The 12,516-nt window shown below is 59.0% G+C and carries 8 protein-coding genes; 2 read left to right on the top strand and 6 right to left on the bottom strand.

Annotated features, from left to right (window positions below; translation table 11 throughout):
* Positions 1 to 8: 8 nt before the first annotated feature.
* Positions 9 to 638, bottom strand: a complete 630-nt coding sequence (locus F8N43_RS16365) for an alpha/beta hydrolase (RefSeq protein WP_150634730.1) — start codon at positions 636 to 638, stop codon at positions 9 to 11.
* Between the two features lie 144 nt (positions 639 to 782).
* On the opposite strand from F8N43_RS16365, the gene F8N43_RS16360 reads away from it, so the two are divergent.
* Positions 783 to 1,217, top strand: coding sequence for a YhcB family protein (locus tag F8N43_RS16360; protein ID WP_008025941.1), 435 nt, complete (start codon positions 783 to 785; stop codon positions 1,215 to 1,217).
* A gap of 156 nt (positions 1,218 to 1,373) precedes the next feature.
* Here the strand turns inward: F8N43_RS16360 and F8N43_RS16355 are convergent, their stop codons facing one another.
* The gene (locus tag F8N43_RS16355; RefSeq protein ID WP_150634731.1) at positions 1,374 to 2,105 is read right to left on the bottom strand and encodes an OmpA family protein; all 732 of its coding nucleotides are present in this window, start codon (positions 2,103 to 2,105) and stop codon (positions 1,374 to 1,376) included.
* Between the two features lie 102 nt (positions 2,106 to 2,207).
* Positions 2,208 to 2,852: an MBL fold metallo-hydrolase gene (locus tag F8N43_RS16350; RefSeq protein ID WP_150634732.1), complete on the bottom strand. Its 645-nt coding sequence runs from the start codon at positions 2,850 to 2,852 to the stop codon at positions 2,208 to 2,210.
* 217 nt (positions 2,853 to 3,069) lie between these two features.
* On the opposite strand from F8N43_RS16350, the gene F8N43_RS16345 reads away from it, so the two are divergent.
* Positions 3,070 to 5,970: a M10 family metallopeptidase gene (locus F8N43_RS16345; protein ID WP_150654042.1), complete on the top strand. Its 2,901-nt coding sequence runs from the start codon at positions 3,070 to 3,072 to the stop codon at positions 5,968 to 5,970.
* A 137-nt stretch (positions 5,971 to 6,107) separates the two neighbouring features.
* Here the strand turns inward: F8N43_RS16345 and F8N43_RS16340 are convergent, their stop codons facing one another.
* The 3 genes from F8N43_RS16340 to F8N43_RS16330 all read right to left on the bottom strand — a co-directional run bounded on the left by F8N43_RS16340 (position 6,108) and on the right by F8N43_RS16330 (position 12,384).
* Positions 6,108 to 8,846, bottom strand: a complete 2,739-nt coding sequence (locus tag F8N43_RS16340; RefSeq protein ID WP_150654041.1) for a LuxR C-terminal-related transcriptional regulator — start codon at positions 8,844 to 8,846, stop codon at positions 6,108 to 6,110.
* A gap of 174 nt (positions 8,847 to 9,020) precedes the next feature.
* Positions 9,021 to 10,385: a DUF1329 domain-containing protein gene (locus F8N43_RS16335; RefSeq protein WP_150633111.1), complete on the bottom strand. Its 1,365-nt coding sequence runs from the start codon at positions 10,383 to 10,385 to the stop codon at positions 9,021 to 9,023.
* A gap of 28 nt (positions 10,386 to 10,413) precedes the next feature.
* Positions 10,414 to 12,384 (bottom strand): DUF1302 domain-containing protein, encoded by a 1,971-nt coding sequence (locus F8N43_RS16330; protein WP_150654040.1) that lies wholly within the window; start codon positions 12,382 to 12,384, stop codon positions 10,414 to 10,416.
* Between the last annotated feature and the right edge of the window lie 132 nt (positions 12,385 to 12,516).

Here is a 12,516-nt window from a genome sequence, read left to right as displayed (position 1 = left end):
GACTGCAATCAATTCGAAAGACGCGGCAGGATCAGATCCTTGAGATCGGTCAGCTTGCCATGAAAAAAGTGTCCGCATTCTGCCACTTTCAGCAGCTCATGGGGGCGATCGAGTTTCTCGGACCAGTCGTAGACCGCTTGCGGGTCGATGACTTCGTCGGTTTCCGGTTGGATCAAGGTCAACTCGCCTTGCCGCGGCAATTGATCTTGATCGCCCAGGCGCATCACCGCTGGCGCGACCATGAACACATGCTTGAGCTGCTCGCCCTTCTCTTCCAGGCGTCCGCCGAGACTGGCGGCAACAAATCCGCCGAAGGAAAAACCGAACAGCGTCAGTGGCAAATCAGGATGTTTCGCCCGCAACCATGCGGCGGCCGCCTGAGCATCGTCGACTTCGCCGGTGCCCATGTCGTGCGCACCTTCGCTGGCACCGACGCCACGGTAGTTGAAACGCAAGGTAATCAAACCGGCATCGCGCGCGGTGCGCTGCAGGGTCGAGACCACTTTGTTGAGCATGGTGCCGCCCTGCACCGGGTTCGGGTGGCAGATCAGCGCGATGCCGCGCGGCTGCTCGATATCCAGGTAAAGAGCTTCCAGTTGACCGACCGGGCCATCAATCACTACAGGGGTTTCGCGCATAAGCAAGGAAGGAACTCCGTGACCTCGAATCGGGTCGACTCGTCTAGCAAATTGTCTGTGCCGATGTGTTGCGAGTGAATCGCGGTATACAGCGCAGGTTCGAGCCGTTAACGTAAAGCAAAGCCGTTTATAGAGGAAGGACTCGTGGAACACTCGCTCTTAGTTTGGTTGTTGCCGACTCTTGCCCTGGTTGTGGGTGTCGCCATTGGATTCCTGATTGCTCGCCTGGTGCCGAACGCCGCGCCCAGCAGCACGCAACGTCAGCTGGATGACATTCAGGAACGTTTCGACAGTTATCAGAACGAGGTGGTTACCCACTTCAACAGCACTGCAAACCTGGTCAAGAAACTGACTCAGAGCTATCAGGAAGTGCAGGATCATCTTGCCGAGGGTGCCAACCGCCTGGCCCTGGACGAGCAGACCCGCCAACGCTTGCTGGCTTCGCTGCACGCCGATGCGGCAGCGGCCCCACGGGAACGCCTGACACCACCGCGTAATCAGGAGCCGCCTCGCGACTACGCCCCCAAAGCCCCGAACGCGCCGGGCATGCTTGATGAGCATTACGGCCTGAAGAAGTAATCAGGTTTCGCGCGATGCAAAAAAGCCCTCGGACGAGTGATTGTCCGGGGGCTTTTTCGGTACTGAAGTGTTCATCGCTTGTTCTGGCGACAAAAAAAACCGCCCGATCTGTTGAGGATCGGGCGGTTTTTTTACGCCTGGAGTTCAGTCAGACAATTATGGGTACTGCTGAACCGTACCTGGCTGTTGCTGACCGCCATACTGCTGGCCCGGGATCGCCTTGAGGTTGACCTCGACGCGGCGGTTCTGTGCCCGGCCATTGACGTCGCCGTTGCTGGCAATCGGGTTATCCGGCCCGGCGCCGCGCGCCGACAGGTTGGCACCACTGACACCTTGGGACGTCAGGTAAGTCGCCACGCTCTGCGCACGACGCTGGGACAGGTCCATGTTGTGTTGACGACTGCCGGTACTGTCGGTGTAGCCAACGATTTCGATCTGGTTCTGGCTGAACTCTTTGAGCGAACCCGCCAGGTTGTTCAGTGGCTGATAGAAACTGGAGGCGATGTTCGCCGAATCGGTGGCGAACGTGATGTTGCCCGGCATGATCAGCTTGATCTGATCGCCCTGGCGCTGCACCTCGACACCGGTGTTGGCCATGCTGGCGCGCAGCTTTTTCTCTTGCTGGTCGGCGTAGTAGCCATAACCGGCAGCCGAAGCCCCCACCACGGCGGCGCCAATCAGCGCACCTTTGCCACGGTTGTTGTGGTCAATGGCTGCGCCGGCCAATGCACCGGCCAGGGCACCGAGGCCACCGTACTTGGCGGTTTTGCTCATGCCCGTGGAACCACCCTCGGCCTGCCCCTGGTTGTCGTATGGGTTAGGCGAGGCGCAGCCCGACAGCAAGGCCACAGCCGTAGCGACAATAATCAAACGCTGCTTGGTGAACATGAAGAACTCCTGGTTTTTGCATTCTGGGGTGCAACGGACTTAGGCATTGGATCTTTGCGGGCGTTGGATCATTTCAGGCGAGAAAAATTCCGTTGATCATTCTTAAGCCCGCACAAATGGGTTGTCGCGCATTTCATCGCCCAGACGCGTATCCGGACCATGCCCGGTTACCACCGTTGCGTCTTCATCAAGGGTGTACAGGCGCTGTTTGATCGAACGCACGATGGTCGCCTGATCGCCGCCCCACAAATCCGTACGCCCTACCCCGCGACGAAACAGGGTGTCACCGGCAATCAGCAGCTTAGCCTCTGAAAACCAAAAGCTCATTGAACCCGGCGTGTGACCTGGCGTATGCAGCGCCACGCCGCAGCCGCAGGCGAGTTCTTCATCGTCGGCCAACCAGCGATCCGGCGAGGGAACTGGCGTATAGGGCACACCGAACATCTGGCACTGCATCTCGAGGTTGTCCCAGAGGAACTGATCTTCTTTGTGCAAGTGCAGGGTGGCGCCGGTTTTTTCCTTCAACTGACCGGAGGCCAGGAAATGATCCAGGTGCGCGTGGGTGTGAATGATGCTGACGACCTTCAGGCCCAGAGCATCGAGCCGCGCCAGAATCAATTCATGATTGCCACCCGGATCGACCACGATGGCTTTTTTGGAAATTGGATCGCCGATGATCGTGCAGTTGCACTGCAACGGGCCGACGGGGAAGGTTTCGCGGATTAGCGCGGGGCTTGGGAGGTTCATGGAAAGTCCTGACGATTCGATTTTCAACAGAATATCAGTCTGCTTTTCCTCAGGCTTCAACATGAGGTGCCGATACAGCGAATACCCGCCACTTATTTGACGCCAATTAAGAAAAAACAATGGCTATGTGATATCAATTGGCGTTGTTTCTGGTACAAAATTGCTTTCTTGTAGCGGCCACATTGTAGGAGGGTCGCAGCCCACTCAGGATTTTCAGATGTCGACGCCTCTTGGTTACGTTTTTACATTCCCCACTTTTTTGACTGGTAACCAACAGATCGACAGCCTGATCTACGGCTCCCAATGGCTGAGTCCCACATGGAAAGGTAATGTCTCCACGACTAATCTGACCTATAGCTTCATCACGCCTGGCGGGTCATTCTTCGCCACCAACTACAGCGCCGAACAAGAGTACCGGAACAGTTTCGCTCTGACATTTGCCCAGCAAGACGCTGTCAAAACCGCACTGGGCGCGTGGAGCGCCGTAGCCAATCTCAAGTTCACTCAGGTCACTGACAATGCCGTCAGCGCTGGAGACTTGCGGTTCGGCGGCTACGCCGGGATGGATGACAAAACCGCTGCCTGGGGCTACTACCCCGACAGATCTCCTGTGGGCGGGGATGTCTGGATCGGACCGACGACCAACAACCCGGACCCCGTCAAAGGCACCTATGACTTCATGACATTTGTGCATGAAATCGGTCACGCCCTGGGTTTGAAGCATCCCTTCGAAGCGAGCCAATCCAACAGCACGGTGCTCAATCCCCTGCTCGACGATTCACATTTCACGATCATGAGTTACAGCAACACGTACTCCTATCAGCCGACTACGCCGATGCTGCTGGATATTCTTGTCATCCAGAAAATGTATGGCGCCAACATGCTTTGGCAAACCGGTGACAACGTCTATCGCTGGGCACCGGACCAATCGGTGTTTCAGACTATCTGGGATGCGGGCGGCAACGACACGATCGACGCCAGCAACCAATTGGCCGCCGTTAACCTGAACCTCAACGAGGGCGCATTCAGCCAGATCGGCAAGGCATTCATCGATGGGGTGAATCAGACGCTCATAAATGACGGCCTGGCAATTGCCTACGGCGCGAAAATCGAAAACGCCACAGGCTCGGCCTTTGACGATGTGCTGACCGGCAATGCGCTGAACAACGTGCTCAACGGCATGGGCGGTGCGGACACCTTGATCGGCGGTGCCGGCAACGACACCTATGTGGTGGATAACATCGGCGACAACGTGATCGAAACCGGCACTTCGCTGACCGAAATCGACATTGTCCTGGCATCGAGCGACTACACCCTCAGTGCCAACGTCGAAAACCTGACCCTGACCGGCAGCGCCCACGTCAACGGCACCGGCAACGCCCTGAACAACATCCTGCTCGGCAACAGCGGCAACAACGTGCTCGACGGCGGCCTCGGCGCCGACAGGATGGTCGGCGGCACCGGCAACGACACTTACGTCGTCGACAACCTCAAGGACATCGTCAGCGAAACCAGCACCCTGGCGGGCGAAATCGACACCGTGATGGCTTCGATCAGCTACACCCTCGGTGCCAACCTGGAAAACCTGACCCTCACCGGCAGCGATAACCTCAACGGCACCGGCAACGCCCTGAACAACGTGCTGATCGGCAACGACGGCAACAACCTCCTCAATGGCGGGCTCGGCATCGACACGCTGATCGGCGGCGGTGGCAACGACACCTATTACCTTGATCAGGCTGCGGAACTGGCGCGGGTACAGGAAGACGCCGATAACGGCACCGACCAACTCTATGTCGCCTACGCCGCCAAGGCGTCGACCAGCGTGATCGACCTGAGCCAGAACAACCTGCTCAACGTCGAGAACGTGACCGTCACCGGCATCGGGGCCTTCAGCGTGATCGGCAACGACTGGAACAACACCCTGATCGGCAACGCGTCCATCAATGTCCTGCAAGGCGGCGCCGGCAATGACTGGCTGGACGGCGGTCTCGGGGCGGACAGCCTCAGCGGTGGCACGGGCGACGATGTCTACATCGTCGACAACGTCGGTGACAAAGTCATCGAACTGGCCGACGAAGGCCGCGATCTGGTCAAGGCCTCGGTCAGCTACAGCCTGTCGGCCAATGTCGAAGACGCCCTGTTGCTCGGCGCTGCCGCCGTGAACCTCACCGGCAACGAACTGGCCAACACCCTGACCGGCAATGCCGCCGCCAACATCCTCAATGGCGGCGCGGGTGCGGACACCTTGATCGGCGGGGCCGGCAACGACACCTATGTGGTGGATCACATCGGCGATAACGTGATCGAAACCGGCACTTCGCTGACCGAAGTCGACACCGTCCAGGCTTCGATCAACTACACCCTTGGTGCCAACGTCGAAAACCTGACCCTGACCGGCAGCGCCCACGTCAACGGCACCGGCAACGCCCTGAACAACATCCTGCTCGGCAACAGCGGCAACAACGTGCTCGACGGCGGCCTCGGCGCCGACAGGATGGTCGGCGGCACCGGCAACGACACTTACGTCGTCGACAACCTCAAGGACGTCGTCAGCGAAACCAGCACCCTGGCGGGCGAAATCGACACCGTGATGGCTTCGATCAGCTACACCCTCGGTGCCAACCTGGAAAACCTGACCCTCACCGGCAGCGATAACCTCAACGGCATCGGCAACGCCCTGAACAATGTGCTGATCGGCAACGACGGCAACAACCTCCTCAATGGCGGGCTCGGGAACGATGTGCTGGACGGCGGTGCTGCCAATGACACACTGATCGGCGGACTGGGTACCGACACGTTGACCGGTGGTACGGGCGCTGATCGGTTTGTCTTCAACGCTCTGAACGAAATGGGCAAAGGCGGCTTGCGTGACGTCATCACAGACTTCAGCAGCCTGGACGGCGACAAACTCGATTTCTCGAAATTCGATGCCAACCTCTTGAGTGCCGGGGTCAACAAGTTCACGTTCATCGACTCGAACGACTTTACGGGGGCCGGCCAATTACGTTTCGTCGACCATGTGCTTTATGGCAACGTCAATGGCGATTTGGTGGCGGACTTCGAAATCCAGTTGGTGGGCGTCAACAGCTTCAGCAGCCATGATTTGGTAGCGTGACAATAGCGATCGAGTAAAAGGCAACCACAGCCAAACGGGTTGCGCGTACGCGCAACGCGTCATGCCTGGCGCACCAAATGAACAACGCCCCGACTGGTTCGGGGCGTTGTTCATTGGTAAGTGCACGCTAAACCCGGTTACCCCAACACGCCCAAGGCTTTCGCCCGCGCCACGGCCTGCGTACGCCGCTCAACGCCAAGCTTGCTGTTGATGTGGCTGGCGTGGGTTTTAACGGTGTGCAGGGAGATGAACAACTGATCGCTGATTTCCTGGTTCGAGCAGCCTTGGGCAATGAGTTTCAGAACCGACAGCTCTCGGGAACTGAGCTGTTCGCAGGCTTGTGAGGGCTCCGGGACAATGCGCGCGGCGACAAGGGGGAGCCGTTCTGAAAGGCTCTGCGAAACCGCCGCTTTTGCGCAGTTCTGCAGTTGCTCGCGAAGCCAGTCGGGGTATTTGCTCAACAAACCATCAAAAGGCTGCAACGCGCCGCCGCTGGCCGCTTCCTGGGATTGAGCGAAAGCTTGACGAGCTTCAGGCTCACGGTTGTGCGCAAGGAGCAGTTCGGTTTTCTGCGTCAGCGCCATCACGCAGAGCAGTTGCCGACCGGTTTGCTGACCATGCTCGAGCAAGGCATTCAACCGGCCCTCGGCCAGCATTGGCTGTCCTTGTATGACATCGAGCAACGCCTGTTGCAACTCGATATGCAGCGGCAGTTGCGGATGGAATTCCGGGGGCGCCGCCGGCCGTTCGCCATTGTAGGTCTGGCCCAATCGCGCTAGCCAGGCTTCCGCCAGATCGGTACGGCCCTGAGCCAGCCAGAGTTCGCATTTGACCAGGGTGATCATCGCCAGATAGTAGATCGGTGGTACGTCCCAGATGTGCATCAGCCGTTCGGCTTCGGCGAGTTCGGCAAACGCCTTGGCAAACTCACCGCTGCTGCCTTCGAGCCGGGCGATCACGCAATGGCCGATCAGGACACTGATGTCGCGACAGGCGCGGGCCTCAGCCAAACCGGCCTGCAGACGCAGCCGCGCGGTCTGTGGTTGCAGGCGCAGGGCCAGCAGAAAACCCTCGTACAAGGTCAATCGGGCGCGTACGGCATAGAGCCGTTGCGGCGACAATCCTTGCAGGCGTTGCAGCCCTTGGCGGACTTCATCCAGCGAACGCAGGATCTCCCCTCGCGCCTGCAACACCCGGGCGCGATCGTAATGGGCCAACGCTTCGAACAATGGATTGCCCACCCGTTGCGCCAGCTCCAGGGAATCACGGTTCAGGCCGCGTGCCCGCCACAAGTCGCCGTCGGCAATGGCCAGGTTGGACAGGGTTGAAAGGCACATCAGGCGCTGACCGTAACGCTTGGACGGAAGACTCTCCAGCGCTTCAGTGCAATACAGCAGGGTCAATTCGCGGTTGCCGCGCCCGCGGGCGATGATCCCGCTCAAGGCCAACCATTGCGCCAGCATGGATTTCTGCGCGGTGGCGGACGGGGCCGGCAGGAAGCGGCTCAGGTGATTGGCCAATTCTTCGGCAGCATCGAGCTGACAGGCCAGCCCCAATGCCCAGCTGTAAAGCACGATCAACCGTGGCGTGCTGATCAGCAGGCTGTCGGGCAAGTCCATTTTCCAGCGCAGCAACATGCCGACGTTCTGTTCAGCCAGCAGTTGCTCTTCCGAAAGGTTCTGCACCAGGTTGGCCGCGACGTCCAGATGACCGGCGCGCAACGCCTGCTCCACGGCTTCATCGAGCAGCCCCTGAGCATTGAACCAGCGACAGGCACGCAGGTGCAGGCTGGCCGCCGGCACCATTGCCTGTGAGGTTGGCCGGGTGCGCAGCAGGTCGGAAAACAGATGGTGATAGCGGTACCAGTGGCCATTTTCATCCAGCGGTACCAGGAACACTTGGTGCGCCAGCAGAAAACGCAGGATCTCGGCACTGTCATGGGCTTCGCGAACGGCATCGCACAGTTCGCTGCAAAAACGCTCTTGAGGGGCCGTGTCATACAGGAACGACTGCACCTCGGCAGGCAGACAATCGATGACTTCTTCGAGCAGGTAATCGCGAATCAGCCCTTCCCCACCGTGCAGGGACTGGGGCAACGCACCATCGGAGCCCGCTTCGGAGGCCGCCAGCAACCAGAAACGCAAGCCGGCAACCCAGCCTTCGCTGCGCTGGATCAGGTTTTCCAGTGCTTCGCCGCGCAACAAACTGCTGTGCCGATCGAGCAGGGTCAACGCTTCATCGTGGGTCAGGCGCAAATCCTGCTCGTGCAACTCGAGCAGCTGCCGTGACAGTCGCAGCCGTGCCAGATGCCAGTCCGGACGCTGGCGACTGGTGACCATCACCAACAAGCCGTCGGGAAGGTGATTGAGGAAAAACTGCAGGCAACGATCGAGTACCGGGCCCTGGGCCAGATGGTAGTCATCGAGGACCAACAACAGTGGCGCCGTCGGCAACAGGTGCACGGCCAACTCATCGAGCAAACCGTCCAGCCATTCCTCAAAAGCAAACGGCTGATGCCGCTGGCGCATTTTCAGCAGGCCCAAAGACTGCCTGCCCAACTGCGGAAAATAGTCCTGAAGACCTTCGAGCAGTCGCTCGAGAAAACGGCCGGGATCGTTGTCCCGCGGACTCAAACCCAGCCACAGACTTTGCCAGTGAGCCGGCAGCCCCTGACAGAACTCCACCGCCAATGAACTCTTGCCGAACCCCGCCGGTGCGCTGACCAGCAACAGCCTGCCGCCGAGTCCGGCACTGAGGCGCTCGCATAAACGAGGACGCAGCACATGGCCGTCGGGCAGCGGAGGCCGAAAAAAACGCCCGTCCAATGTCGCCGCGGCAACGCTTGCAGGGCCCGGGAGTGGGGACAGATCAGTCATGGCCGGCTCTTGTTTGAATTGCTGTTGGCGGCGTTGCAGATCTCCGCAGACTAGCGGTAAACGAAGAGGTATTGAAGGTTATTGCTACAAATGGCTACAAAAAGTCTACGAACAAAAAAAGCCCCGAACCAGTCGGGGCTTTTTTTCGAGGATGCGGCCTCTGTTCAGTTCAGGTCATCGGACCCCGGACTGACGCAATGCCGCCGGTGTGAAGTCGCTGGTCGTGGCGGTGAAGCCGAAGTTATACGCCGATTTCTCTTCGTTCTTCATACCGAGCGCCAGGTAACGGCCCGATTGCAGGTCGTACAGGGTTTCCAGGGTGTACCACGGCACTTGAACGTTGTAGTAGTTCTGGGAGTGAGCTTCCGCCACACGCCAAAGTTGGTTACGACCGTCGTAGTGATCGATGACCGCTGCTTGCCAGGTGTCTTCGTCGATATAGAAGTCACGCTTGGCGTAGATGTGACGCTGACCTTCCTTCAGGGTTGCAACCACATGCCAGACCCGGCGCAGCTCGTAACGAGCCAGGTCCTGGTTGATGTGACCGGCCTTGATGATGTCGGCGTACTTCAGCTTTGGATCGTCGAGCTTGTAACTGTCGGAGGCGATGTACATCTCCTTCTTGCCTTCGAGTTTCCAGTCGTAACGATCCGGTGCACCGTTGTACATGTCCAGGTTGTCAGAGGTACGCAAGCCGTCCGCCGCAGTACCCGGCCCGTCATAGGACACTTGTGGCGCACGACGCACACGACGTTGACCGGCGTTGTAGACCCACGCCGAACGCGGTTCCGCCACCTGGTCGAGGGTTTCATGCACCAGCAGCACACCACCGGCCAGACGTGCCGGCGCGGTCACTTCCTGCTTGAAGTAAAACAGGATATTGCCCGGGTTCGCCGGATCGTAATCCTTCATCTTGTCGCGGAATACGAACTGATCCTGGAAGTACACCAGGCTGTACGAGCCGTTCGGCTGCGGCGTGGCCTGAGTCACCAGACGGGTCACGCTGCCACCGCGATAGCGGGTGATGTGGTTCCAGATAACCTCAATGCCGGTCTTTGGAATCGGGAACGGTACGGCTGTCTCGAAGTTTTTCAACCCGTTGCCGCCGGATACCAGCTCCGTGGCCGTGGCGTTTTTCTTGATGGCAGCGAACACGTCATCCGGCACGGTCGCGCCGCGATGGGACGGGTAAACCGGCATCTTGAAGGTTTCCGGGTAGCGCTTGAACATCGCGTACTGGCCCGGGGCAAGTTTGTCCTTGTACTGGTCGACGTTCTGCGCAGTGATGGTGAACAGCGGCTTTTCACTGGCGTACGGGTCGGCCAGGAAACCTTTGCTGTCGACAGCGCCGGCGTTTTTCGGCAACGGCTTCCAGGCCGGAATCGAACCGTCGGCATTACCCGCCATCTCGGCGCCCATCGGCGTCAGGCTCTTGCCCAGTTTGTCCGCTTCGGCCGCAGGGACCGCTGCCATCACGCTGGTCGCCAGCAGCGTTAGCCCCAGAAATCCAGCGTGGAACAGACTCTTTGTTGTTTTCATAGGTGTGTTCGTCCTGAAAATACAGTGCTTAGAAGTTCACGCCGAAGCTGAGCGCAACGAAGTCGCGGTCATCCACAGTGGTGTACTTGCCGTCAAAGAAGTTGGTGTAGGCCAGGGACGCGGTGTAGGTGTTCTGATACTCGGCATCGAGACCCAGGCTGACCGCCTTGCGACCTTCCTCGAAGTTGCCGCCAGGGCCTGGCGAGTAACCGCTCACGTCATGGGACCAGGCAATGTTCGGCTTGAGGTTTACACCGGCGAATACGCTGTTGTAGTCCCAGATGGCACGAGCGCGATAACCCCAGGAGTCTGTGGTGGTGAAGCCATCGTTCTCACAGTAGCGGCTGACGTTGTTTTGCGCTCCACCCGCCAGGGTCGAAGCGTTCAATGCCTGGCACTGACCGCCTGGCAATGGGCCTGGGCCGTAGCTCGGGTCACGACCGTAACGCGCTTTCGACGTGCTTTCCAGACCGCCGACGTGGGTCCAGCCAACCTCGCCCACCAGGGTCAGTCGCTCAGCACCCATCACCTGATCAAAGAAGTGGGTGAAGGTCGTCTGCAGCTGGCTCACTTCCTTGCGACGATAGCCATGTTGATCCGCGCCTGGCCGTCCTTGCAGTACAGAGACGCGAGGGTCCAGTGGGGTCAGGCCGGAATAAAGGATATCGGTGGTATTGAGCTGTACGGGTGCATTCGGACGATAGCTGAATTCGCCGCTCCACGCGGTACCGGTAGGCAGCGTGGTGGAGAAGCTGACGCCATACAGGCGAATGTCTTCCGGGTACTCGACGAAGTAACTGGAGTTTGCCGCCACTTGCAATGGCAACAACTGTGCAGCGAGACCTCTCTGGCCACCCACGATGGCACCCGCGTTGGCCGGCGGAATACCTGCGCCAACCAGTGCGCCGCCCAGTGCGGTGCCCAGTGCCCGTCCGTCATAGGCACTCGCAGGAGCGCCTTTGCCACTAAAAATCGGCGCACGGCTGTGGTAGTTCATGAAATAGCCACCGAACTCGGTGTCCAGCGGCTCGAACATGTACTTGAAGGACACGCCGAACTGACCGCTGTCACGCGCATCGCGATCCGGACCGCGACGAACGATCGCGCCTTCATCCGGACTACCCCAGTTCACGCCCCTTGCCGCCAGCGTGTTGAGAACAGCGCTACGCGCCCCGGCTGGCAAACGAGCGGCCGCCAAAGAGTTGTTGAGCCCATTACGGGTCCGCAGTACGGCCAGGTTGTTGTCGCAGCCGTCCGAAATCACGTCCGGTTGCGAGAAGAACGTACCGCAGTTGTCGGTAACGGTCTGGTCCCATTCCAGTTGATAGAACGCTTCGGTCGACAGGTTCTCGGTCAGGCTCTGAGACACGTAGAACATGTTGACCGGGATCAGGCCTTCCTTGACCTCGGCACCTGGACGGCGGAACGCGGAAACGTCGATCGGGTTGATCGAGTTGATACCGCCGCCGATGAACGTACTCTCACCCCAGCTCACGACCTGCTTGCCCAGACGCACGGAACCCGGCTCATCGGCAATCGAATAGTTGTGGTAGATGAAGGCGTCGAGAATCTGCCCGCCGGAGGACTTGGCGCCTTCCTTGCGGTTGTTGTCGCTGATGTCCTTGAACGGACGGTCTTCGTCCTTCAGTTCGAAGTCATACCAGTATTTGCCCCGGACGAAGATACCGGTGTCGCCGTATTTCAATTCAAGGTCATGGATGCCCTTGAAGATCTTCGAGAAGGTTTCCCCGCTCTTGAAGTTCAAGTGACCGTCATCAGAGGTCTGGGACAGACCGTGGCCGCCGTTGTTCGCGCCGATGAGGTTCTTGTTGGCACTCTCGGTAGACCAACTGGCACCGACCGACAGGGATGAGTCGAACTGACCTTCGATTTCACCAACGTTGAAACTGACGCCGAATGCGGGCCCGGCGAGCGAAGAGGCAAGACTGACAGCCAGAGGCAGTTTTGCCCGGCGCCAGAACTGGTTTACTGATGTCATCGACGCTACTCCATGTGCATTATTGTTATGGCAGTGAGTATTTTTAAAAACGCTGTGGTTGACCGGAAGCCAAGGCTTTCCGAATTCACTCCAAAGTTGCATCGCCCCGTTTTGTGCGTGTGCCCCGTTCTT

The organism is Pseudomonas fluorescens (genome assembly GCF_902498065.1).
Lineage (GTDB): Bacteria > Pseudomonadota > Gammaproteobacteria > Pseudomonadales > Pseudomonadaceae > Aquipseudomonas > Aquipseudomonas fluorescens_BJ.
Note: the sequence above shows the minus strand (reverse complement) of the source record. Positions and strands in the feature narration are given on the sequence as shown.